We start from the raw sequence: 23,626 nt of genomic DNA on the forward strand, positions 1-23,626 counted from the left end.
GGATGTCAAATCGCTCATAGGGTCATCCGCCGGCGGCGGCGGCCGGCGAAGCAGCTGGGGACGACGGCTGCGGACTCGGGATCGGCTAAGGGATCCACACCAACCGCACCAACAAGCCATCGGCTCGCCAGTCTAGGTCAAGCGCGCCGCCCAGCTGCCGGGTGAGCCGTTCGATCAAACGGGAGCCGAATCCGGTGCGCGATGGCCGCTCAACGGACGGCCCGCCGCGCTCTCGCCAGGCAAGCTCGATTTTCCGCCCCGGGTCGCTGCGCCACGAGACCTCCACCTTGCCAGCCGCAGTGGATAGCGCCCCATGCTTGACCGCATTCGTGGCCATCTCATGCATGATCATGCTGAATGGCTGCACCTGGTCGGCAGGCAAGGAGAGGTGTGGTCCAGTGAGGACGAACCGCTGCTCCGGCGCATAGGTCGAGAGCTCTTCCCGAATGAGGTCGGCGAGCACGCCGCCCTCCCAGTTGCTGCGGGACAAGGTCCCCTGGGCCCGGGCCATCGCGTCCACCCGACCGATGACTTCCTCGCGGAACCTGGCGGGATCGGCGGCATCGGTGAGGCGCACGATGGACTGCACCATCGCAAGGGCGTTGCGGGCCCGATGATCAACTTCCCGCATGAGCAGATCGCGGGTCTCTTCGGCTTGCTTCGAGGCTTCAATGTCCAGAAGCACGCCTGGGAACCGCGCGGGCCGGCGCTCCGGATCCAGTTCCGCCCGGCCGCTGGCCTCGACCCAGTGATAGAGGCCGTCAACCTGCCGCACCCGATAACGGTGACGGTAGGGACCACCCCGCGCAATGGCGTCCGCCACGGCGGCCTCGACGCCGGCCAAGTCGTCAGGATGCACGCTCGCCAGCGTCTCCTTGGAGGACATGCCTAGGCGACAGCGTGCGGGATCGAGGCCGAACGACTGGGCGAATTGCTCGTCTGCCGTGATCAGATCCTCCGGGATGTTCCAGATCCAGGTGCCGACGATGGCGCCGGCGTGCAGCGCAAGCTCCACGCGCTCCGCAGCTTCCGTCAGGTCACGTCGGGCTTCGTATTCCGCTGAGACGTCCTGGAATGTGCATATGCCGAGCTGTCGCCCTTGAGGTTGCACGCGTGACGCGCTGACCTCCAGTCTCAGCAGACGACCGTCGGTGCGGCGGTAGAGCATGGGTTCGCGGTTCACAACCGCGCCTTCGAGCAGCAAGCGCCACAGTGGGTACTCATGCAGCTCGTAGGCTCTTCCATCGGCATGGAGCGCGCCGTGCTGGGGCGGCGGCTGGCTCGTCGAGGATACGGAGTCGAGCCCGAGGATCTGGATGGCCGCCTTGTTGTGCCAGACGAAGGGGCCAGCGGGCGCCTCCACGATGGTCACCGCTACAGGCAGCTCGTCCAAGACGTCGAGCCAGGGATCGATTTCCTGGTCGAGCCTCACCGTGAGGCCCACCTATCCGACTTCGCGTCCAGCATCTCCTCCGCCTCCTCGACTGGGTGTCGCGACCCCGCGCGTGTCGTGCACATGCCTTGAACAGGCGACCAGAGACCTGCCGCCCGAGACGCCGCAAACCTTGCGGGTCGGCGGCGCACGGCGGATTGGGAGCTTCTGCGCGCTCCACACGCGCCTCGCAGGTTCAGGCGGTCAAACGGCCCCTTGCGTCGAACCGCGCGCCAGCCAGCCTTTGCTGTTCCAGGTCGATCGCCGTGCACCATCCCCAGAAGGTAACCTCGAACCCGGGCGCGTCTGTCCCGGCCTGGACAGATCGGCGGTTTCGATTCAGGACGCTCGACGACGGACGCCGAGATCAGTCCGAGCGTCGACAAGCTGCGCGGCGGCAACGCAAACTTCGCCGCACCTGACGTAATCGCCGGGAGCCTCCGCCAGCGGCCCGAGTGGGCCGGCGGCGGGGTCCCGCGCCGGGACCATGTCGCGGGAGCGTTGAGCGAGCCAGGCCGCCCAATGCGGCCACTACGAGCCGGGCTGCTCCTCCGCCGCGGCGAACCAGGCCTCTGGGGTTTCCGGCAACGCCGCGTTCGTCCAGTGCTGGTACTTGCCCAGCGCGGGATGATTGATGACACCGGCGACGGGGCCCCGACCCAGCGAGGGTGACCGTCACCTCACCGCCAAACAGCCGCGCGGCGGCAGGCGCACGGAACAAGCTACATTGGCGGCCGCCGCCAAGTGTTCAGCGTTGGCAATGAGCATGGGTCTCGGCCAAGGCGGCAGGCCGCCAGCGGAGGCTGGCGGCGAAGACTCCCAGGGTTCGCAAGCCGCGCGCGAAGTCGCCTGAGGTCTGTGATGGCGGGCTTTTTCACGCCCGGCGCGTTTCTGGCGTTAGGACGAAATGATCAGCGGTGTTCGACTGCCGCCGCGCGGCGCATCGATCCGACATGTGGCTGCGCTTGCAGTCTTCGGCGGCGTACTGGCGCTGACCGGCGTCGCGTTCGCCTGGTATCGGGTCCGGGCGCCGCCTCCATCATCGCAATGGTCTGTGGCGGCGTCCTTCGCTCTATGGGGCATTGCTGGACTGAGCGCACAGAGGTGCCGACGCTTTGGGCTGTGAGATCCGAGCGTGCCCCGGTCTTATCGCACCTTAGGCCAGAGGTTGCGCCATAATCCCTCAGTGGCCGCCCTCCACCCACGAGACGCCAAAGGCTCGGAACGCCTCCGCCAGCGCGGCCTCGAGGTCGAGCGATTCCCACCGACGCATCGGATTCAAATGCTGAACGAGGTCCGGAAGCAGGCGCACGCCGAACCTGCGGGCGGCTCCACTCGCCTTGTACCCAGCTTTATGCTGGTCGAAGCGCAAATCTGGGTCGCGGGACGTCTGGCCGACATACAGGCCCCAGGGCTCCGCCCGTCGCTCGTCGTACAACAGGAGGACATAGACCGAATGTCCTGCTCCCCTCGCGTGTCGCGTGGTCGCCTTCAGCGTGCGCGCAGCCCGCTCTGCTTTGTCCAACCAAGCCGGAAGAGGATCATGAAACACGACCGGCTCTCAGGATGTCCGGCGAGCCCGTCGATCGCGGCCGGCGCCACTCTCGTCGACGATAAGGACGTTTGCGTCGCTGAGCTGCATCGGCTCTTCTGGGGCCCAGTGCACCATAACTGCCTAAACGCCCCGGCGCGCGGGGGCACGCTGGGCTTACCAAGAGGATTGGCAGCGAGACATCGTTGCGGCGAGCCCCATCAGTTCTCCGTGGCGTTACAGCGCAGGCCCGCTCCTCGGCAAGCGACCCGCAGCTGATCACGCAAGACGGCGGCCAGGGCTGAGTTTCTGCGCACGCCGTCATGTTGGCGCCATCCCTCTCCCATTTTCGCCCGTGGCCACTTTTAGACCAGGTCTTGAGGCAAGCGCGTGGCGCGTTGACTCACAGCTTTCATTCCTGTTCGTGGCGACTATCAAAACCGGAGCATCCGCATTGTCAGATGAGTTTAAAGCCCTCGTCGCCGAGGTCGCTGCCGCGTATTTCGCAAAGAACCATGTGACACCGCCGGAAATCCCCACCGTGATCAGCCGGATTGCGACGAGTCTGAGCTCTGTCGGGGTGGCGACGACGCACCCCGCCGAACCGGAAGCCGACGCGCCGAAACTCACGTCGGCTCAGATCCGCAAATCAATCACGCGCGACGCGCTCATCAGCTTCGAGGACAATAAGCCCTACAAGACGCTGCGGCGGCATCTCGCTGCGAAGGGCCTCACGCCGCAGCAATACCGCGAAAAGTGGGGGCTGCCGAAAGACTACCCCATGGCGGCGCCCAGCTACAGCGAGGCTCGGGCGGAGATGGCTCGGTCGATCGGCCTGGGGAGCCGCGTTTCAGCCCCGACGAAGCCGCCGACCGTTCGCGAAGGGAACGCGGCTCGCCCCGTCGAGGCGGCGCCCCTGTCTGCCGCCCCAACCGCGGCCTACGCCCAGGCGTCGGTTAGCCCCATCCAACGCGAGGCCGGCACGATGGCCATGCGCTCCAACTTGGAGGCCGTAGGACCGCCGCCCGCATCGCCGACAACCTCGGTCGAAACGCTGACCAGCGCTCAGATCCAGCGATCGATGACGCCTGAGGCTCTCATCAGCTTTGAGGACGGCAAGCCCTATAAGCAACTAAAGCGGCATCTCACCGCCCGGGGGATGACGCCCGACGACTACCGCGCCAAATGGGGCCTGCCTCCGGACTATCCGATGGTGGCGGCCAATTTGTCGGCCGCGCGCTCGGCCGCCGCAATCGGCTCTGGATTTGGCAAGAAGGCCGCACCCAGCGGCGCTCCGACGAACGCGGCAACGCCGACGGCCGCAGCGTCGTCCATTGAGCCGTCGCACGAACCACCTCGTCGGGCGCCGACCGAGGTGCGGGAGGCCGAGCCACCGGCGCTGTTGGGGGAACCGGCGGCGGCAACGAAACCGGCTCGGGCTAGGATTCCGGGTCGCCTCGGCCTCTTCGGGCGGCGTTCCGAGACCGCATAACCGGTGGCGCTCTGCGGCGCTTGCTGCGTTTGAGCCGCGTCAACAGCTTATCCTCACGGATCCAGCGCGGGGCCCAGTCTGTGCGCCCGGCCCACAGAGGCCTTAGCCTCAGCCGTGCGCGACCTCGGGCTCCGGTCGCCGCTTGCCAGGCATCGGGTCGAAGGACACCGGCAGGCTCCTGAGCCCCCAGGTTCCAGGGAAAGGCCGCCACGTCACCTCGCCGTCGAGCCGCGGATTTGTGATCCGCTGGGCGATCAGGTGCACGCCTTCCTCGATATTGGCCCGGGCCATGAACTGGCCCAGGCACATATGCATGCCGCGGCCAAACGCCAGATGCCGGTTTGAGAGCGAGCGCTCCGGGTCGAACGTCATCGGTTCCGGGAAGGCGGTGGGGTCCCGCCCGGCGATGCTGACCGGGAAGATCAGCATGTCGCCCACAGCCAGACTGATGTCCCGGTAGTCGATAGATTCCGTCACCACGCGGTAGGTGCATGACGGACTGGCGAAGCGCAGGCTCTCCTCGATCACCTTGGCGCAGTAGGCTGGTTCCTGCGCGCAGCGCGCCCAGATCTGCGGATGGTCGATCATGGCGTGCAGCATCAGGCTCAAGGTGTTCTTGGTGGTGTCGAAACCGGCGGCGAACAGCAGGATAAGCATTTGCCGCAGCTCGGTGTCGCTGAGCCTGCCCGCGGTGTTCGCGGCGATGAGCTGGTCGAGCAAATCGTCGTTCGATCCGTTCGGGCCGCGCTCGACAATCAATCCGTCCACAAAACCCCACAGATGCTGGCGCCTTCAATCTCCTCCATCCTGGTCGGGTCCAGATCGAAGCTGCCGCCATGGATCTCCATCGACTTCTGGATGCTCGGGATCACCGCCGGATCCGCGCCGATCAGGCCGAACATGACCCGGATCGGAAACTGGCCGGCGAACTCGACGAAGTCGAAGGCGCCCTTCGGAGCCCATTCATCCAGCAGGTCGGCGACCACTGCGCACATGTTCGGGCGCAGCCGGTTGACCGACCGCGGCGTGACCCCTGCGGCGATCGCTTGCGCGCCCGCGAATGGTCTCCATCATGAAGGGGCTCGCCACCCAACTGCACAATCAGAAGGCCGCCGGATCCGACTATCTCGTCGGCCGGCGGCTCTCGGCCTGCGACATCCACTGGGCGGCCTTGTCGCTGTTCGTCTCGCCCCTCGAGCCGGAACGGTGCCTGATGCCGGACTTCATGCGCGAGAATTACACCCATCTGACGCCCGAACTCGCGGCGGGGCTCGATCCCATCCTGCTGGAGCACCGCGACCGCGTGTACCAGCGCCACGTCAACCTGCCGCTGGATTTCTGATGATCGACCTCTACTACGCGCCGACGCCCAATACCTGGAAGGCGAGCATCATGCTCGAGGAGTGCGGGCTGCCCTACCGGGTCATCCCCGTGGACATCATGGAGGGGGATCAGAAGAAGCCCGAGTTCCTGGCCATCAATCCCAACGGCCGCATCCCGGCGATCGTCGATCACGACGCGCCGGACGGTCCGCAGCCGGTTTTCGAGTCCGGCGCCATCCTGATCTATCTGGCGGAGAAGCCTGGCGCTTCCTCGCGCCCGCGGGTCCCGCGCGCACGGAGGCGCTGGGCTGGCTCATGTGGCAGATGGGCGGCCTGGGCCCGATGGCCGGGCAGGCGCATCATTTCCGCCGTTACGCCCCGCCCGGCAACGATTACTCGACGGATCGCTTCGTGAACGAGAGCGCGCGTCTCTACGGCGTGATGGAGAGCCACCTGGCCTCCAACGCGTGGCTGGCCGGCGGCGCCTACAGCATCGCCGACATCGCCTCGTGGGGCTGGGTCTGGTACCATCGAATGCATGGTCAGAACCTGGACGATTTTCCGTCCGTCGCCCGCTGGTTCTTCGCTGTCTCAGCGCGTCCGGCCGTGCAGCGAGGGCGGACGTTGGGCATCGAATCCCAGTCCGAGGAGAACCGCGAGCGGCTGATCGGTCCATACTACGGCGCGAATGGTCCGGCGCCCGGGGCGGACTAACGAGGTCCGATCTGGCACGTGCCACTCCCCGGGGCCCCCGCACGCCTGCCAGCCCAGGGGTTTCCCCACCCACGCCGTGCACCGTCGTGAGCGCCGTCGCCGCGAGAGCCTGCGCCCAGCTTCGCCGTCACCGGGCCAGTCCGCCCCGAAGGCTTCCGCAAAGCGCTGCGCCGTCGCCTGATCCTCACGGGTACAGGAGAGGAAGGAGTCGGGCATCGCCGGCTCACATCAAGCTGGCAGCCAGCGGCTGCGCGATCGCGGGGATCGTCAGGTAAGCCGCCAGCGAACGAGCGCGCCCGTTCCCGGCCCCGGCGATTAGCCAGCGGCGATCGCCGGCCCGCTCAAGGGTTCGCCGCGGACTGCGTCAGGCCCGAACCCTGACGTAGTCGCCGGGCGCCTCCGCCAGCGCCCCGAGCGGGCCGGCGGCGGGGTCGCGCGCCGGGACCATCTCGCCGGAGTGCGGGGCGAGCCAGGCCGCCCAGTGCGGCCACCACGAGCCGGGGTGCTCCTCCGCCGCGGCGAACCAGGCCTCCGCGGTTTCCGGCAACGCCGCGTTCGTCCAGTGCTGGTACTTGCCGACCGCGGGATGATTGATGACCCCGGCGATGTGGCCCGATCCTGCGAGCGTCACGATCACCTCACCGCCGAACAGCCGCGCGCCGCGATAGACGCTGTCGAAGGGCGCGATGTGATCTTCCTTGGAGGCCTGCACGTAGACCGGCGTCCTCACCTTGCCCAGGTCGACGCGAACGCCGTCGATCTCCAGTTCGCCGCGGGCGAACGCGTTCTTTTGATAGAACTCGCGCAGGTAGCCGAGATGCAGCCGCTTGGGCAGCCGGGTGGCGTCGCTGTTCCAGTATAGAAGGTCGAACGGCCGCGGCGTCTTGCCGAGCAGATAGTTGTTGGTGACGTAGGACCAGACAAGGTCCCGCGGCCGCAGATGGTTGAAGGCCGACGCCATGGCCTGTCCCGGCAGGATTCCGCCCGATCGATCGATCAGGCGTTCGGCGTCGGCGATCCAGGCGTCGTTGCAGAACACCTGAAGGTCGCCGGCGCGGCTGAAGTCCTGCTGCGCCGCGAAGAAGGTCGCCGAGGCGATCGGGGATTCGATCTCCAGCGCCTCCAGGTAGGCCATGGTCGCGGCCAGCATGGTGCCGCCAATGCAATAGCCGACGGCGTTGACCTTCGGCTGCCCGGTCTGCTCCATGGCCTTGAGCAGCGCCGTCAGCACGCCCTGACGCATGTAGGCTTCAAGGCCCTTGTCGGCGAGACCCTCGTCGGGATTGACCCAGGACGTGACGAAAACGGTGAATCCCTGCTCGGTGAGCCACCGGACCAGCGAGTTCTCTGGCCGCAGGTCGATGATGTAGTACTTGTTGATCACCGGGGTGATGATCACCAGCGGGACCGCGTGAACCTGCGCGGTGGCCGGCGAGAACTGCAGCAACTCCAGGAGCTCGTTGCGGAACACGACCTTCCCTGGCGTGGTGGCGATGTTCTCGCCGAGCTGAAAGCGGCTCGCATCCGTCTGGCTGATCGCAAGCCTGCCGCCGCCGCGTTCGAGATCCGAAGCGAAGTTGCGCGCGCCGCGCAGCAGGCTTTCTCCGTTCGTGTTCAGCGCGGTCTCAATCGCCACCGGGTTGGTCGCCAGAAAGTTCGACGGCGCCGCGGCGTCCACGAGCGCGCTCGCGAAGAAATTCACCTGCTTCTCGTGCAGCGGTTCCGTGAACAGCAGCGCGCCGGCGAGCGCCCGCACGCCCTCCCCCGCGGCGCTGTAGAGTCTGCGGTGCAGGTCGAAGCCAGGCTGAGTCCAGGCCGCTTCGCTGAACCGCCGGTCGCGCGGCGCTTCAGCGCCGACCAGCGCGCCGAGCCACGCGGTCCAGAGATCGAGCCCAGTCTGTACCAGTACGGTCGTGACGGACTGCAGAGCCTGGGGCGAGGTCAAGGTCGCGCAGCACCCGTCCCACAGCGCTGGCCAGAGGTTCAGCGGGTCGGGATTGAACAGCGGCGTGAATGGCGCCGGGCTGGCCGCTCGGCCATCGCTTGCGGCAGGACCTTTGTTCGCGAGCAGGATCAACGTCTCGGCGGAGGCAGCGTGAGACGCGAAGCTGGCCGCCTCACGTTCAAGCGCAAGCTGCGAGGCCTTGAGCTTCCTTGTCGTTTTCGAACTGGGAACCGTCAGGGTTTCGACCGGATTTTCAGGCACGACAAACCTTTCTGCTGAAGGCGTCTGCCCGATCAGCGGCACGCTATGTTGCGCTGCAGCAAAGTGGACTTTGTCCAACGCCACGTCTGTCCGCGCGCAGACAGAACTCGGGTCGACGAACGTGGCGCGCGCTTCGGATCTAAGGCGTCGCCGAACGGGCCTGGCTCCACCCTCCCGGCAGTTCAGCTCCTTAATTCCATGGCCCGCCAGCCCGCTGGCGCGCTCGACTTGCGCCTTGCCGGCGCCTCTTCCCGCAGCATGTGGAACGTGCCGGCTTAGCCCCCGCATTATGAGCACCCTAACCGTAGCCGCGGGCTTGCTGAGTTGGCACTATGCCGCCTTGCGGGGATGAGCCGCCGCCCGATCCGCTCCCACGCGGGTAGCGCGTTCGTTCGCCTAGCAAGCTCCCGGCCTTCAGGGGCCGGGGGCTTTTCGCTCTAGCGCAGGCAGCGCCGCCGAGCGCCAACGGTCTTTCCGAAATCGGACGTTCGCTCGCGAAACCCACCCGACTGACACGGGAAGGCCTGCGCATCGCTGTTTGCTTGATCAACCGTCAGCGAACGCGGTATGCGATATATGAGCCATATGGCTCACCCGACCACCCGCCCCCTCGGTCGGCTGCGAAGCCTGGCGCGCACCCTCAAAGCCCCCGCGCGCCAGGCTTCCCTCTTCTCCACGGTCAAAGCCCGGCCAGCGGACGTTTGGGGAGTTTCTCAGATGGATCGTTCGCCATTTCGCGGCGGCCCCGGATGCGGCGCTTAGCGAAGATGCGCTTGCCGGCCTCGAACGACCTCTGCTTTCGACCCGTTGCAAGTGCGCCACCCCGACGTCGCCTGAACCGTCCTGAGATGTCGCGCCGAGTGTCCGGAAGCGTACAGACACCTCGCGAACGCCGCATAAGATCCCGCCTAAACAATGACTCGCCCCGGGCGAGCGACAGGGATGGAGACGCCATTGGATCGGACGATGCTTTATCGCAAGCACGCCGGCTATTGCGCCGGCTTGCTCAATCGGGCCTTGGACCCGAAGCGGAGATCTCTAATCGAACGAGAGCGTCAGGACTGGGCGACCCTTGCTGACCAGAGCCGCTCTTGGGCCGAGCCCAGGTGTCGCGCGGCCTCCACAGGAGTTCGGTTTAGCCCACGCCCCGCTCTCCGTAGCGACCCTGGCGCCGAGACATCAAGGTAGGGGAAGGTCCCCCAGCTGGCCGAGCAGGCGGCGCAGCCAGCGGCAGTCGCTCCCGAACGCCGACCGAGCCGCCCTGCGTACCAGCTACAGCGCCACCACAGGAACCGCGAGCGCCGCCAAGGCGGCCGCGGCGGCGACGATGGCCGCGGCGCGGCGGCTGTCCCGCCGATCCAGCGCCGCACGGGCGCGATCTGCGACGACGGCGCGGCGCTCGGGAGACAGGCGGAACAATCGGTCACGCGCCTTGACGACCTGATGGCCCGGCGCTCTGACGGAGCCGCGGGGCGTGGTCACTTCAACCATGAAACCTCCTACTGCTGCCTGTGCCAGTGACCCGTCGCCGGCTTGCCGCTCGCCCGCGTGGTTCCCGGGCGTGCTGGCGGTCATGGGCGCATCGCGGCGCTGACGCCAACCGACGGTGAGGGCCGATGTTCCATCGCCAGGCCGCCGCTAGACAGGGCGGCGCTCTTTGCATCGAACGAACGTGATTAATCCGGCACGCCGTGAGGCTTCGTCTGAAGGCCAAGCGCAGCTATGCTGAGGCCATGGATTTCATCGACGTCCCTGGCGCCTCAGGAGCCGCCTACCGCTTCCGCCGCTGGCCCGGCGCGGGTCTGCATCGGCCGATCGCCGGCAACTTCGTGGTCGTCATTGAACGCGGCCGGAAGATCGAAGGGCTGGGCGTCACGGATGACCTCAGCCGTGCGCCCGAACAGCTTGCGGAGCGCCTGAAAGGCGCTGCGCTGTTCACGCGCCTGAACATTGCGCGGGCCGTGCGCGAGGCCGAACACGCCGACCTCGCCGCACATCACCCTGACGCTGAGATCTACGCAGCCGTTGAGCCGCATCTCGTCTGACAGCGCGAGAAGCGGCTCAGGGCGGCGTCAGGCCCCCTCGCCCGCTTTCTTCGACGCCGCCTTGCCTCGGCGGGGCGCCGCTGGGCTGGCGCGCCGGCCTTTTGCGGCCTTCGCCGGCGCAGCGGGCGGCGGCGCGGGCGGCGGCGGCGTGCGGGCCTGATTAAGCCGGGCGCCTAGCCCCAGCGCCTTGGCCATTTTCGAACGCGCCTCGCTATAGGACGGCGCGACCATCGGATAGTCCTTCGGCAGGCCCCACTTCTCCCGGTACTGCTCGGCGCTGAGGCCCCGCACCGCCAGATGGCGACGCAGAGTCTTGTACGGCTTGTTGTCTTCGAAGCTGATCAGCGCATCCCGCGTGATCGACTTGCGAACCTGCGCGGGCGTGAGCTGGATTTGCTCCGGCGCCTCCGGCGATGATGCTTCAACGGCAGGCGTTGTTCCGACCGCGGACAAGCTGCTGGCGATTTGATTGATGACGGTCTGGATATCCGTCGGCGTGACGTGGCTGTTGCTGAAATAAGCCGCCGCGACGTCCGCCACCAACTTCCGAAGATCAACGTCCTCTGACACCGTAGAAAACCTCCACACAACCCGCTTCAACGATATCCCAGACAGGCGACTAAATCGGTTACCTGGTCAACGTATTACTTAGGAGGAAGGGTTTGGCGCTACAGCGAACCCCTTTCTGGAGATTGCAGCGCTAGTAGGTGGACGCTTGACCGCATTCAACGGGGCCGAACCGGTCGCGCCCACCCGGGGACAGACCAGCAACCCTCGATCAAGCAACTGGCTGCGGAGGAAGCCAAGGCCCCGCACGAATCTTCAAGAAGTTGCGTAAGGCCGCGCTTTCAACGCCGGACGGCGAATCCGCTCTTCGATGATCGCTACAGCATGATCCACTGATCGATCGAGTGGTCGAAGTAACGATCAACGCGCGATCCGTTCCATCGGTACTGCAGATGCCGCTCTTGCCGCGGGATGCGCACCGCCTTCGGCTTGAAGGCGGCGATACATTCTCCGCCCTCGCGACGAACGCTCGGATAGACCAGGCCCATCGCGCCGTCGGCGCGCAGCGCCGCGGCATAGGATTGAGACGCCGCATAGTTCTGCGGATGCAGTATGGCGCTGCGATCGGGCTCGGGGACGGAGCCGACTTCCTCGAAGTCCGCGTCGACCTCACCGACAAGCACGCGCATCGCCTCGGTCCGAACCGGATCGCCGCTGTCACGGGCGAAGATCTCGAAGTGGTGGATGGTCTCGGCGATGGCGGCCTCCAGCTCGCGGGCGGCGTAGTAGACACCATAGCTGCCGTCGCTGAAGCGCGAGCCCCTTGGATTGAGGTGCGTGAACGCGGCCATGACGTAGCTCGCGCCCGGCCCGACGATCCGGTCTTCAGGCGGGACAAGATTAATGGCGCCGATCTCGTCGCGGATGCGCGGATTGGTCAGTTGCTCCAGCTCGATCAGGGCGTCCCAGATTGCAGGGTCCTGTGTCAGCCCCTCGAAAAGATCGATCGGGGGATACCTGGATGCGATGACGCGCCACCCGCGCGTCCACGCTACACGACGGGTGACCAAGCTCAGCTCCAGGGCGCGCGCGCAGCGTCCAGATAGGCTCGCACGGCCGCGAGGTCGGTCACGTCGCCGGCGAGCATCCGCTGCATCGGCGTCTGGCCGCCGAAGACAGCGTTCGGCCGATGGACCCAGCTGTCCGCAAGCTCGCGGTCCGAGTAGACGATGTGAAGCGCCTTGTAGACGCCGGCCAGGTAGCCGATCCGGCGAAGGGTGTCGGCGGGCACGCGTACCGCCCTCCCCGACTTCCACGAGAAGAAGGTCCGCTCGGCTGGCGAGCCGAGAAGGACGCGCGCCTGTTCTGCGGACACGCCCCACCTCTCGAGGATCAGGAAGGCGCCGGCCAACGCCTTGACCGGGTCGACGTCACGAAGGTCGGGTCGATGCTGCGGTTGAGCGGCAGGCATTTGCGATCTCACTTTTGCAGTAAATAGCTCAATAACTGCAAAAGTGCAATGACTGCGCCCGGGGCGTCCTCCGCTCTCTCTGTCTCGGCCTTAGTCCGCGGCGGCGTTGGCCGGCCAATGAGCGTCGAGGAGTTGGCCAAGGACAGCCTCGGCCTCGGACCGGGTCGCGCCCGCAGCCAGTAGCAGCGTCACAGTCACTTCCTTGCGCTTGCGGGCGTCGACGCGGAGGACGGGAGCCCCAGATGCGGAGCTCATGACCTGCGCGGGGGCCGATCCTGACTTCTTGGGGGATCCTGACTTCCTGGGGGCGCCGTCGGCGGCCGCCGTGAGGTCGCGGATCACGTCCTGAGGCGAGAGAACACTCCCCTCCCCTTTCGTCGCCGCCAGCTCCGCTGCACGCTGAAGGACCCGGCGGGCGCGATCGTCCGGTTTGAGCAGCGGCTTGATCAGGGTCACGTGCTTGATCCTGAGCGCGTGCGGATCGGGGAACGCCCCGAGCAGCTCCGCCGGCAGGCGCGCCAGGTCCAGGTAGCGGCTGAGCCAGGCCTCGGAGACATTAAGCCGCTCGGCCATCGACTTCTGATGTCCGCCGTAATGGCGCTCCAGCGCCCGGAGGTAGTCCCGGGCCCGCTCGACGTCGCTCAGGTCCTCCCGGGCGCGGTTCTCCAGATCGGAGATCCGGAACGCCTCCTCGTCGCTGAGGTCGCGCACCTCCACCAGGAAGCGGAAGTCCGAATAATTGTTCGCCCGCAGCCAGCTGACCGTCCAATGGCGCCGCGCGCCGCAGATCACTTCAAAGTCGAAGTCGGGATCGCCACGCACCCGCCTGACGATGGCCGGCACTTCCTGGCGCCCCTGCGCCTTGAAGCTTTCGATCAGGTCCGCGCAGCGGCTATCGTCGAGCTTGGCGTAGTCGCGGTTGTGCTCGCTCCACATCCGGCACCGGACGGGATCCACCAACTCGACAGCGCGTGAGATCAAGGCGCCTGACGCCAGCTCCGCCAGCCGGTTCGTACGGCCGGCCAGGGTTCCGATTCCCAGCCTGGTCGGGGCGTCGGACTGAGGCGCCGCCTCCTCGAGCACGCCCGCCAGACCAGCGGCGAAGCCGCGGTTCTTGGAACTCATCGTCCCTTCCCCCGAACCAGAATTGCACCGGTGCAATTTCGAGCTTCACGGCTCATGCGAGACCCTCCTTCCGAAGCCGCTCAACGTGGCTCGGCCAGGTCGAACGGATGTCGACGAGGAGCTCCGCGTTGACGCCGTTCAGGTAGGTCAGGCAGCGGTCCCGCACGGACTTGCTCGTCATCGGACTGTCGAGCTCATAGACGGTCATCAGGCGGGCCGTGACGTTGTCGATCTCCGCGGAATCCTTCAGCGGGGTGCGGACCATCGACAGGCCGAACACCTGGCGCATGAGCGCCAGCAGTTCCCGCTGCATGGATTTGTTCTCGTCCACCTTCGAGGCCACCACCCGCAGGAAGCTCAGCTCGGGCGCAAGCTCATGCGAGGCGAGCTCGGCCAGGGTCTCGTCAAGCATGGCCAGGAAGGCGGCCGTCGACGAGAAGTCCATGACGGTGGGCGGGACCGGCACGACCAGGGCGTTGGCCGCCCGCAGCACCGAGAGCGAGATGGCGCCCAGCGCCGGCGGCGGATCGAGGATCACCACGTCGAACTGGTCGGCGATCGAGGCGATGCCCTGAGCGAGACGGTCAAGGAGCCGCCCGCTTCCGCGCGCCATGCGCGCGGCCAGCTCATACTCCGACTGGAACAGCCGCAAGTTCGCCGGGATCAGCTTGAGCCCATCGAAGTGCGTGTCGCGCAGCGCGTAGTCCAGCGAGCGCATGTCGTCATGCCGGAGGAACGGATAGAGGGTGTCATCCTCGGTCAGATCGAGGTCCGGGACATACCCGAACAGCGTCGTCGCCGAGCCCTGGCTGTCGCAGTCGATCAGCGCTACCCGGTAGCCCTGTATGGCCAGGTATTGCGCGAGGTGGACCGAAAGGGTCGATTTGCCGACCCCGCCCTTGAAGTTCTGGACAGCGATGACCGAGCAAGGGTCGTCCGGGGCGCGCCACGGCCGGGTGCCGAACACGCCGCGCATGTCGTTGACCTGGGCCAGGGTGTAGCCGACCCGCCGGTTGGTTTCTGTTCGTGGCGGCGGCGGCAGCCTGCCATCCTTCTCGGCCTCTCGAATGGCCGCCGGCGTCCGGCCCACGAGATCCGCGGCCTCGCCGATCGAGAACGTGGGCTCACGACGCGCTCCCGAGCGCGCCGCACGCGCGCCGTCGCGGAGATTGGCCACGACAGCCGAGGCTCTCCGGGAGAGCTGGGCGATCGGACCTGCGAGCGAGGAGGCCTGCACCTCCGCGAGGTTCGACATCTTCGTTCCTTCCGCAGCAACCAGACTTTCGAAAATCCGCCGGCATCGCCGCAAAATTCGAAAGTCGCGCCCCCTTGGCTCTAATTGCGCTTCCTAAAGGCCGCGTTAACGCTGCGAGCCCAGCAAGATCGCGATTCTGCGGGCCAGGCGAGTCTCCGACCTGACCTCCTGGGGGCGGTTGGCCGGATTTGACGCGATCATGGACCGCCCTTGCGCGGCGGCGGCGCGCGCCGCCTTCCCGAGCAGGAACCGCACCACGATTCGCGGCTCCCCGCCGAGGGGGGCACTGCCGAATTGCACCGGTGCAATTCGTCGTCGGATCGCCGCGCACAGCTTCACCGGCGGCCGCCGCATGGCCCAGAAGTGCACCGGTGCAATTGCGACCATAGGAACTCCACTGCGCGGCGCCTAAGCCCTGTTAGAGCGTCCCCTTGGCCATCGTTTTGTGGGGGCGCGGTCAAGCCCCTCCCCGATACCCAACGGCCTAGCAGCAGGCTCGCCTCCCAAGGGCAATTGCACCGGTGCAATTCGCTGGGCGTCACCTCTGATCTATGTCCAGGCCGCCGTCCGGGGCGGAGCCATGGTCAGCCCTGGAGGCATGATGGATGGCGTCGAAGCCTCATCCTGACCTTTTGGGGGCGCATGGTTTAAGTCGCGTCTGGCGGACGCGGGCCGGGAATTGCACCGGTGCAATTCCGCCTCACCCGGCCCTGCCCTGCCTTGTCTGGTCGGCTTGCGTTACGCGCGTCCCGCCCCCTCGGCGGTGCATTGGCGCTTATTAAACCGAGCATCCGGCCCACAGCGCGCTCGTGCTCTCAACGGCGGAAGCCGGGGGATGCGCGCGCCATATCTCCATGGAAGGCCAGGAGGGGGTGAAATTGCACCGGTGCAATTTCACCTTCACGCGCTCACGGAGCCTCAGGCGCTGCCGATACGCTCCGGCCCGCCTCGTTGTCTGAAGGCGGCGGGACATGCAGGAATCGTCGCATGATGTCGTCCTCCGGCCAATCTCCTGTCCCTTGAGGCCGGGCGGCGCAATTGCACCGGTGCAATTGCGCACCGCTGCCCATTTCGCTCGACGGCATCGATCCACGCGCGCGAAGCCCTGGCCAATTTCGACTAGGCCGACTTTTGGACCGCCTATCCTGACCGATTGGGGGCAGGGTTCACGTCGCGCCAAGCAGACGCCGGGCCGGGAATTGCACCGGTGCAATTCCCGCTGCCCGATCAGCGCACAGGCCCTCCTGTGTAGCGCCTTGGCGCTTTTCAGCGCCGAGCGTCCGGTCCACTGCGCGCGTTTCATGGTCTCAGCGACGGGAACTGGGATGCGTGGGCCTTATCCAACGATCGAAGGCAAGAAGGTGAAATTGCACCGGTGCAATTGCGCCTTCAGGAACTCATCCGGCGCCCCAAGCTCTGCCGATACGCTCCGGCCAGCCGCCGTTTTCTCTCGGCGGCGGCACACGCTTGCGATCACCGCATGACGTCGTCCGGCCGGCCGATCGCCTGTTCTGACTGGTCGGCGGCGCAGTTGCACCGGTGCAATTGCGCTCCGTTGCCCGCTCGCGTGGAAGGTCCGCGATCCGCGCGTGGCAGGCCGTGACCACTATCGAGGTGACGCCTGGGCCGCCTATCCTGACCATTTGGGGGCGTATCACCCAGCGTCAATTGCACCGGTGCAATTGCGAGCTCACGAGCGATTGCGCCGGGCTCGCCGGTCGACCGAAGCTTGGCCCGCCTCACGACTTTACGCATCTCGCCGTGGCCGGTTCGCACGCTGTGTCCCGAAGACCTGACGATCCATTCTCTCCGGCGTCCATGTTGACCTCTCCAGACCGGAGCTTTGGACCATCAGGATCGGCTAGACGGCAATGTAACGGGGGCCGTCAAGCGACTCGCGGAGCTGCTGAAAGCGGTTGGCACCAAGCAGAGTTCGACGCCGCCGCGCTCGCTCCGCAATGGCCGAGCCGACGCGGCGGGAGGACGAAATGCACCGGTGCAATCGCCACGCCGACGCGGGTGTCCAGGGGCTCGGTGCGTAGGGAAGCCGGGCGAAACAGACCGGAATTGCACCGGTGCAATTCGGGCCTAGGGACGGCCTCTCCGCGTCGCGAACGCCTGGCAGAAACCAGTCCAGGACTTCACGAGCTTTGCCCCGGTGAGGCCCGGCAATCGATCGCCCATCTGCTCGCGATAAGCCTGGGCGATGATGTCCTTGTCCCAACCGCCGCCATGGTCGCGGGCGATATCGCCGAAGGGGCCTTCGGCGTACCTCAGGCTCCCTTCGGGAAACCCGGCAGCCTTGGTCGTGGTCCTGCTGGGCGGCGTTGTCGCCGGCTTTGCCGCGGCCGGGCCTGCGGCGAGGCGGGGAGGGGCGTCCTCCACGACCACCTCGACGGCGTTCTCGCGGCGCGCGCGGCGGCCCGCCGCATGGCGCTCATTCTCCTCGACCGTCGTCAGCTGGGCGGGGGCGCTCTTCGCCTGGAAATTGAACTCCAGCTCGACCACAGCGCGGCCGCGGCGGATCTCCCGCCACTCAACGGTGAAGTGCGCCAGCTGGTCGATCTCCGCCTTGGCCTTCTCCAGCACCTTGCGACGCAGTTGCGCGTAGTCCTTGTAGAGCTCCGGGGCGATGCCGAAGGCCGCGCGGATCGCCGTGATGTCGCCGCGCCAGACCGACTGCCTCCGGTGGATCCGCAAGGCGCCCATTTCGTAGAGTCGCAGCGCATAACTCGACCGAAAGCCGAGGACGGCCTGGCGGTTCAGCACCGCATAGGTCTCGGACTCGCGGATCAGTCGCCGGGCGTCCGGCGTGAACTCCCATTCGATCCAGCCGCGTTCGCCGCCCTCCTCCTCAGCCTCCTCGCGCGAAGACTGGATCAGCGGAAAGCGCTTGGTGGCCTTGCGGCCGCGCCAGGAAAGGTCGTCCACGGCGAAGAGCGTCCGATGGAGCTCCTCGAGCATGTCGGCGATCCGCTCATTGCCCTTATGCCCTCGACGGATATCCGCCTTTCGCATCCGGTGCGCCACCGGACGCCAGGCGTCGCCGCCGGCTGTCAGGATCATCAGCGCGAGCAACCGGGCTGCGGTCAGGCTCAGCGACTGCCCTCTGACAAACCGGACCTCGACAAGGGTGCCCGGCTTGGCGAACTCATCGCCGTCCCGGGCCTGCAACGCGTGCGCAGCACGCATCGCCCGCCCCGGAGTCTCCTCCGGACCGTCCTCGGCGTCTGTGCTGTCGTCGATCTCTTGCAGCCCGAATCCCCGCGGTGAGGGTAAAATCTTTCCTGACCTCGGATTGAATGGCAAGTCAGGATAGGCGGCCAGCGTACAGACCTGGCGGCGCTGGGCCCCCAGAAGTCAGGATAACCCCAGCAGGTCAGGCATCCGCCCCCAACCGGTCAGGATCTTACCCCCAACGGGTCAGGAACACTCCCCCGTCCGGTCAGGTGAGCGACGCTAAGCGTTTGGACAGGCTTCAGATTTACCGGCCTGAATCTGAATCGAGGAATCTAGAAATCCCGCTGCTGAACGCAGCGGGCGTCGTTCAAGAATTTCACGGGGGAATAGAGACCCAGCCGCGCCGCGTTTGGTCGACCAAACAGATCGCTTGCGTCCACCACCCCGAACCGTCGAGCCTGCCGCGCCGCCGACCAGGAGGCTGCGCCATGGAGGCCATCTTCATCATCGTCTGCGCGTTCGCAGGCTTTGCGTTTCTCGGCGCCATCATCGCGCCGCCGCCCCGGCCGGGTCGCGAGCTCTACGAGCGCCGCTTGCGGGACGGACCATTCGGCCGCGGCTAAGTCTGGTCACGATCCAAGGCCAAGCTCGACCGGGGATCCGGATGAAGACGCTCGTGATCAACAACCAGAAGGGCGGGGTGGGCAAGACCATGCTCGCCGTGCATGCGGCCTGGTTCCTGGCGGAATCGGGCGCACGCGTGCTGGTCATCGACCTCGATCCGCAGGCGAACGCTTCCTACACGCTGTCGAATGCGCGACCGGGAGGATCCAGCGCCGATCTGTTCTTCAAGCCAGACGTGCAGGTGGAGCCTCATCCTGGTGTGACGATCCTGGCGGGAGACCGAGAGCTCGATGCGGTTGACGCCCAGCTGACCCGCACGGTGCCGGCGTTCCGAACAGCCTTCGACCGGGTCGCGGGCGGGTTCGATTATGTGGTCATCGACACGCCCCCGACCTGGAGCGGCCGAAACTATGCGGCCCTCATGGTCGCCACGAGCCTGATCGCGCCGATCGACCTGGAGACCTACGCGCTCCAGGGCGTGAAACAGCTGCTGGCCCAGAAGGGGAGCGTCGAAAAGGCGGCGCGGCAGGGCCGGCCGATCGATTTCCTGGGCCTGCTGCCGTCGCGGTTCCAGAGCCAGTCGCCTCGGCAGCGCGACAGCTTGCAAGCGCTGCTGCGGCAGCAAGGCGCGCGGATCATGTATCCAGGACAGGGCGTGCTTACCCAGCGCCAGGGCTACGCCGAGGCGCTGGACCTGCGCACGCCGGTGTGGATGATCCGCAAAACTGCGGCTCAGGAGGCTGGCCGCGAGATTCGCCGCGTGCTCGCGACGATGAAGCAGCGCCTCGACAACTTGCCAGGTCCTGCATGAGCGGCGACTTTCTCGACGCCTTCGCCGAACTTAACGCCGCCTTCGGCGCCGACGAGGGCGTGCTTCGGCTGCCGCCCGACCTGATCTATGAGGATCCGCAGCAACCGCGCGAAATCTTCGACGAGGGCGAGCTTCGCGACCTTGCAGAGACGGTGCGTCGGCACGGCCTGCTTCAACCGATTGTCGTGCGGCCGGCCGACGCGAACGGGCGCTACATGGTCCGGTTCGGCGCGCGGCGTCTTCGCGCGGCGCGCCTCGCCGGCCTGGTCGAGGTCAGCGCGCTAGTCCGCGGCGGCGACGCCAGCGAGGCCGAGGTCCTGATCGAACAGGTGCTGGAGAACGATCAGCGCACGGCGCTCAGCACCGCCGAGCGCGCCCGCGGCGTCGAGCGACTGCTCGGCCTGGGCCTCAGCCAGGCGGAGATCGCACGCGCGCTTCGCCAGCCGACGGACGTGATCACCATGCTGGCGGCGGTGAAACGGATGCCGCCTGTGCTTCAGCGGCTGGCGCCGGCGCTTGGAGCCAGGACGCTCTACTCCCTGTTCGGCGCTTGGAAGGCCGACGCAGAAGCGACGGAAGCGTGGCTGAGCGGCCGATCGGGCGCGAGCGTCACCCAGGCGGAGGCGCGTGATCTCGCCGCCCGTATGACCGCGCCTCCAGTGGATCTGCCTGGCTCTGCGAGTGCGGCGAAGCGCAACAGCGAGTCGCGACCCCGACGGGCGCGCGTCACGGACGCAGGCGCCTGCCAGGTCGAGGTTATGTCCGAGGGCCGCGCCGGCCTGCTCGAGCTGCGGCGGCCGCCGCTTCGAGACGGCGAAGCCTGGGTGCGCTTCGAGGGAGCGGATCAGCTTCAGTCCGTCGCCGTGGCGACGCTGAGCATCCGGCGCGTTCGGCCGCCGAAAGGCTAGGGGAGGGCGGTTCCGGCAATAGCCTCTCGGTTTGCTGGAGCTCCCATGACATTGCGACCCATCGTGCGCGCCTGCGGGGGCGAGCTGTACGCCGGCGGCCGGCGCGCCAACATCCCGGCGCCCGGTCACAGCGCCCATGATCGTTCAATCTCGTTGCTCTGGACCGAAGGGCGAGTGATCGCCCACGCCTTCGGCGGGGCCGACTGGCGGGACGCCTTGGCCAGTCTGCGCGAACTCGGCCTGATCGATGAGGAAAGCCGGCTCCCCTGTGATCGGCAGGTGGCCAGGCCGCCAGCCCAGCCGGACCTCACAAAGAGGGAACGCGAAGCGGTGGCCCTCGCGCTTTGGGACGCCGGCGACGAGATCGGCGGAACGCTCTCGGAGAGCTACCTGCGGATCCGAAAGGTGGCGCGGCGGCTGCCTGGAGACGTGGCCTTGCGCCACCATGGATCGGCGCCGGTCGCCGTCTACGCGGCGAGCCCGCTCACCAAGCCCGCCATGCTGGCCGGCGTCCGCGATACTGCAGGTCGCGTGACGGCGATCGAGATCGTCTACCTCGACGCGGGCGGGATGCGGGCGCGTTGGCCACGGGTGTCGCGCAAGACCGTCGGACGGATGGGGCGCGGCTCGGCGGTCCGCCTGGACGCCGCAGGCCCGGAGCTGCTCGTGGCGGAGGGGGTCGTGACGGCGTTGTCGGCGAGCGAGCGGCTGGCGCTTCCGGCCTGGGCGCTACTGTCGACCGGCAATCTGCGCGGCTGGTGGGCGCCGGAGACCGTCAGGCGGGTGGTGATCGCCGCAGATCGCGGCGCCGACGGCGAGGCTTCCGCCGAGGTGCTGGCGTCCCGGCTGAGACGCGCGGGCGTACGCGCCGAGGTGCGCCTTCCGCCTTCGCCCTTCGGTGACTGGAACGACGCTGCAATCGGGACGACGGCTGCAGGAAAGGGAAGGTGAGGACGGGGCAGGGCGCGCCAGGAGCGGGGATGGGCCCTGCCGGGCGCTGGAGACTTCGCCATGACCGCCCAAGATCACGTCCAGACCGAGCCTCGCCCGATCGTGGTCGCCCTGCAGGACCTCGGCATCGCGCCCGAGAACCCGCGGGCCAAGGAGCCCCGGGACGAGGGGATCGCCGGCCTGAAGGCCACGGTGCGCGCCGCAGGCGTCGTCCTGCCGCTGTGCGTGCGGCCCGGCCGGAGCGGAGAGCGCCCGTACATGGTGCTCGATGGCCGGCGGCGCTTCTTCTGCCTCGAGGACCTGATGACGGAAGGCGCCATCGGCCCGGATCAGCCGGTGCGCTGCGAGCTGTTCGAGAGCCCGGAAGCGCAGGCGGCCGCAGCGGTGCTCACCGCCACCGAGCAGCTGCCGGTGCACACCGCCGACGTGATTGCGGCGATCGGCAAGCTGCGGAAGCTGAAGATGAACACGGCGACGATCGCCAGGGCCCTGGGCTACGACGAGCTCGAGATCCGGCGGCTGGAGAAGCTCGCCACGGTTCATCCCAATGTGCTGAAGGCGTTCCGCCAGGGCTCCCTGACCCTGCGCCAGGTACGGCTCTTCGCCCGCCTGGCGGACCGCAAGGCGCAAGGCGAGATCGCGGAGACCGCGCTCGGCGGCTACTTCCACGACTACCAGCTGCAGCAGCTCGTCTCGCAGGACAAGGTCGACGCACAGGACGCCCGTCTCGTGCTGGTCGGCCTCGAGCGCTACGCCTCGGCCGGCGGCCGCGTGGAGACGGACCTGTTTGGCGAAATGCCTGACCGGCTGCTCGATCCGGAAATCCTGCAGGACCTCTGGCGTACCCGGGTCGAGCCTGTGGCGTCGGCTCTGCAGGCGCAGGGGCTTGCCGCGCACCTCGGGCGCGACGGCGGTTTCCGCGCTCCGGAGGGCTACGAGCGCCTGCCCTATGTCTATTCCGGGAACCTTCCCGAGCCGGCCAGGACGCTTCGCGCGCAGGCGCTCGTCGAGGCCGAGGCTGCGGCCCTCGGACTGGAATCCGAGGGTCTGACCTCCGAGACCGCGCCGGCCCGCCTGCTGCAGCTGTTCGAAGCGGAAAAGGCGGCCGCGCAAGCGGCGCTCACGCACCAGGAGATCGGCGCCGTCATCCTGGCGCCCGATCGCCAGTTCGGGGTCCAGGCCTTCTGGTTCGCAACGCCGGCCCCGGAAACCGACGACGCTGGAGCGGCGGATCAGGGGGCGCTGGCGCGCACCGACGCGGCGTCCGAGATCGCCGTCCCGGACGTGGAGGTGGACGTCGAGGGCGCGAGCCACGTGCTGCACGAGACCCGGACGGACCTCGCGACCCGCGGGCTGATCCGGGACCTGGCGGATGATCCCGCCGCCGCCCTCACGGCGCTTGTCGCTGAGCTCTTCAAGCAGGTGGCGCTGTCGGCTCGCGCCGGCGCCGGCGGCGCGGCGCTCAGCGTCGCCGCCACTGCGTATAGTTGCGGCCGCCGGCCGCCGATCGCTGCGCTCGACGGGGAGGTGCGGGCGAGGCTCGGGGCGCGGCTTGCGGCCTACAGGGCCTCGGGCCTGCGGCCGATCCCCTGGGTCGGAAGCCTGGCCGAAGACGAGAAGATGGGGCTGCTCGCCGAGCTCACCGCCATCAGCCTCGACCTGCGCGAGGCGCGCACCACCAGTCTCCGAGCCGCGGCGCGGGCGGAGGCGGCGGAGATCGCGGCGCTTTGCGGAGCCGATATAGCGGCGCACTGGACCCCGGACCCCGGCTATCTCCGCGTCCATTCGCGCAAGCAACTGCTCGGCCTGTTGGAGGAGATGCAGGTGGAGGATCTACGCGCGACGACGCTGAAGAAGGACGAGCTCGTCCAGCTCGTTGCGGAGGCTGCGGCGGAACGGAGGTGGGCGCCGCGGGCGGTTGGCTGGCGGACGCCGGAGGAGGCGGCTTCGGCTCCCGAAGAGGCTGGCGACGCCCCGGAGGCCGATCTCGCCGCCTGAAGGCGCTCCTGGACCCCGTCGGCGACGCCGGCGGGGTCTTCTCGTGCAGCGCAG

General features: G+C 67.5%; 22 protein-coding genes. 10 read left to right on the forward strand and 12 right to left on the reverse strand.

The window, feature by feature from the left end; genetic code table 11:
• Positions 1-85: 85 nt before the first annotated feature.
• On the reverse strand, positions 86-1,444 hold the full coding sequence (locus ACSQ14_RS25170) for a sensor histidine kinase (RefSeq protein WP_436017759.1): 1,359 nt from the start codon (positions 1,442-1,444) through the stop codon (positions 86-88).
• A 1,973-nt stretch (positions 1,445-3,417) separates the two neighbouring features.
• Between ACSQ14_RS25170 and ACSQ14_RS25175 the strand changes: the two genes are divergently transcribed.
• On the forward strand, positions 3,418-4,455 hold the full coding sequence (locus ACSQ14_RS25175) for a MucR family transcriptional regulator (RefSeq protein WP_436017761.1): 1,038 nt from the start codon (positions 3,418-3,420) through the stop codon (positions 4,453-4,455).
• Between the two features lie 108 nt (positions 4,456-4,563).
• Here ACSQ14_RS25175 and ACSQ14_RS25180 read toward each other — a convergent pair whose 3' ends face one another.
• Positions 4,564-5,214 (reverse strand): cytochrome P450, encoded by a 651-nt coding sequence (locus ACSQ14_RS25180; protein WP_436017763.1) that lies wholly within the window; start codon positions 5,212-5,214, stop codon positions 4,564-4,566.
• Positions 5,211-5,441, reverse strand: coding sequence for a hypothetical protein (locus ACSQ14_RS25185; protein WP_436017765.1), 231 nt, complete (start codon positions 5,439-5,441; stop codon positions 5,211-5,213). Before ACSQ14_RS25185 ends, ACSQ14_RS25180 begins: the two co-directional genes overlap by 4 nt.
• A gap of 74 nt (positions 5,442-5,515) precedes the next feature.
• On the opposite strand from ACSQ14_RS25185, the gene ACSQ14_RS25190 reads away from it, so the two are divergent.
• Genes ACSQ14_RS25190 through ACSQ14_RS25200 form a run of 3 tightly spaced genes read left to right on the forward strand, consistent with a single transcriptional unit; the run spans position 5,516 to position 6,491 of the window.
• Entirely contained in the window at positions 5,516-5,797 is a 282-nt protein-coding gene (locus tag ACSQ14_RS25190) for a hypothetical protein (RefSeq protein WP_436017767.1), read from the forward strand.
• Positions 5,797-6,192 carry a glutathione S-transferase N-terminal domain-containing protein gene (locus ACSQ14_RS25195; protein WP_436017769.1) on the forward strand — a complete coding sequence of 132 codons (396 nt, stop codon included), beginning with the start codon at positions 5,797-5,799 and terminating at the stop codon, positions 6,190-6,192. The genes ACSQ14_RS25190 and ACSQ14_RS25195 overlap by 1 nt, the downstream gene beginning before the upstream one ends.
• The gene (locus ACSQ14_RS25200; RefSeq protein ID WP_436017771.1) at positions 6,189-6,491 is read left to right on the forward strand and encodes a glutathione binding-like protein; all 303 of its coding nucleotides are present in this window, start codon (positions 6,189-6,191) and stop codon (positions 6,489-6,491) included. Before ACSQ14_RS25195 ends, ACSQ14_RS25200 begins: the two co-directional genes overlap by 4 nt.
• Positions 6,492-6,855: 364 nt before the next feature.
• Here ACSQ14_RS25200 and ACSQ14_RS25205 read toward each other — a convergent pair whose 3' ends face one another.
• Positions 6,856-8,775, reverse strand: coding sequence for a PHA/PHB synthase family protein (locus tag ACSQ14_RS25205; protein WP_436017773.1), 1,920 nt, complete (start codon positions 8,773-8,775; stop codon positions 6,856-6,858).
• 1,194 nt (positions 8,776-9,969) lie between these two features.
• Positions 9,970-10,272 (reverse strand): hypothetical protein, encoded by a 303-nt coding sequence (locus ACSQ14_RS25210; RefSeq protein WP_436017775.1) that lies wholly within the window; start codon positions 10,270-10,272, stop codon positions 9,970-9,972.
• A 158-nt stretch (positions 10,273-10,430) separates the two neighbouring features.
• Between ACSQ14_RS25210 and ACSQ14_RS25215 the strand changes: the two genes are divergently transcribed.
• On the forward strand, positions 10,431-10,742 hold the full coding sequence (locus ACSQ14_RS25215; protein ID WP_436017777.1) for a hypothetical protein: 312 nt from the start codon (positions 10,431-10,433) through the stop codon (positions 10,740-10,742).
• A 27-nt stretch (positions 10,743-10,769) separates the two neighbouring features.
• Here ACSQ14_RS25215 and ACSQ14_RS25220 read toward each other — a convergent pair whose 3' ends face one another.
• The 7 genes from ACSQ14_RS25220 to ACSQ14_RS25250 all read right to left on the reverse strand — a co-directional run bounded on the left by ACSQ14_RS25220 (position 10,770) and on the right by ACSQ14_RS25250 (position 18,409).
• A complete protein-coding gene (locus ACSQ14_RS25220; protein ID WP_436017778.1) occupies positions 10,770-11,312 on the reverse strand; it encodes a MucR family transcriptional regulator in 543 nt (180 codons plus the stop codon).
• 314 nt (positions 11,313-11,626) lie between these two features.
• Positions 11,627-12,319 (reverse strand): RES family NAD+ phosphorylase, encoded by a 693-nt coding sequence (locus ACSQ14_RS25225; protein WP_436017780.1) that lies wholly within the window; start codon positions 12,317-12,319, stop codon positions 11,627-11,629.
• 2 nt (positions 12,320-12,321) lie between these two features.
• On the reverse strand, positions 12,322-12,720 hold the full coding sequence (locus tag ACSQ14_RS25230; protein WP_436017782.1) for an MbcA/ParS/Xre antitoxin family protein: 399 nt from the start codon (positions 12,718-12,720) through the stop codon (positions 12,322-12,324).
• Positions 12,721-12,810: 90 nt separating this feature from the next.
• Complete coding sequence (locus ACSQ14_RS25235; protein ID WP_436017784.1) at positions 12,811-13,803, reverse strand: ParB/RepB/Spo0J family partition protein; 993 nt, start codon at positions 13,801-13,803, stop codon at positions 12,811-12,813.
• 94 nt (positions 13,804-13,897) lie between these two features.
• Positions 13,898-15,100: an AAA family ATPase gene (locus ACSQ14_RS25240; protein WP_436017786.1), complete on the reverse strand. Its 1,203-nt coding sequence runs from the start codon at positions 15,098-15,100 to the stop codon at positions 13,898-13,900.
• 105 nt (positions 15,101-15,205) lie between these two features.
• Positions 15,206-15,487, reverse strand: a complete 282-nt coding sequence (locus ACSQ14_RS25245) for a hypothetical protein (protein WP_436017788.1) — start codon at positions 15,485-15,487, stop codon at positions 15,206-15,208.
• A gap of 1,701 nt (positions 15,488-17,188) precedes the next feature.
• Positions 17,189-18,409: a replication initiation protein gene (locus ACSQ14_RS25250; protein ID WP_436017790.1), complete on the reverse strand. Its 1,221-nt coding sequence runs from the start codon at positions 18,407-18,409 to the stop codon at positions 17,189-17,191.
• Between the two features lie 359 nt (positions 18,410-18,768).
• Between ACSQ14_RS25250 and ACSQ14_RS25255 the strand changes: the two genes are divergently transcribed.
• The 5 genes from ACSQ14_RS25255 to ACSQ14_RS25275 all read left to right on the forward strand — a co-directional run bounded on the left by ACSQ14_RS25255 (position 18,769) and on the right by ACSQ14_RS25275 (position 23,572).
• A complete protein-coding gene (locus ACSQ14_RS25255; protein ID WP_436017792.1) occupies positions 18,769-18,903 on the forward strand; it encodes a hypothetical protein in 135 nt (44 codons plus the stop codon).
• A 41-nt stretch (positions 18,904-18,944) separates the two neighbouring features.
• Positions 18,945-19,715, forward strand: a complete 771-nt coding sequence (locus tag ACSQ14_RS25260; protein ID WP_436017794.1) for a ParA family protein — start codon at positions 18,945-18,947, stop codon at positions 19,713-19,715.
• Positions 19,712-20,623 carry a ParB/RepB/Spo0J family partition protein gene (locus tag ACSQ14_RS25265; RefSeq protein WP_436017796.1) on the forward strand — a complete coding sequence of 304 codons (912 nt, stop codon included), beginning with the start codon at positions 19,712-19,714 and terminating at the stop codon, positions 20,621-20,623. Before ACSQ14_RS25260 ends, ACSQ14_RS25265 begins: the two co-directional genes overlap by 4 nt.
• 174 nt (positions 20,624-20,797) lie before the next feature.
• Positions 20,798-21,574, forward strand: coding sequence for a toprim domain-containing protein (locus ACSQ14_RS25270; RefSeq protein ID WP_436017798.1), 777 nt, complete (start codon positions 20,798-20,800; stop codon positions 21,572-21,574).
• 60 nt (positions 21,575-21,634) lie between these two features.
• Entirely contained in the window at positions 21,635-23,572 is a 1,938-nt protein-coding gene (locus ACSQ14_RS25275) for a ParB/RepB/Spo0J family partition protein (protein ID WP_436017800.1), read from the forward strand.
• Positions 23,573-23,626: the final 54 nt, after the last annotated feature.

Origin of the sequence: Phenylobacterium sp. LjRoot219, assembly GCF_964252995.1 — a bacterium.
GTDB lineage: Bacteria > Pseudomonadota > Alphaproteobacteria > Caulobacterales > Caulobacteraceae > Phenylobacterium.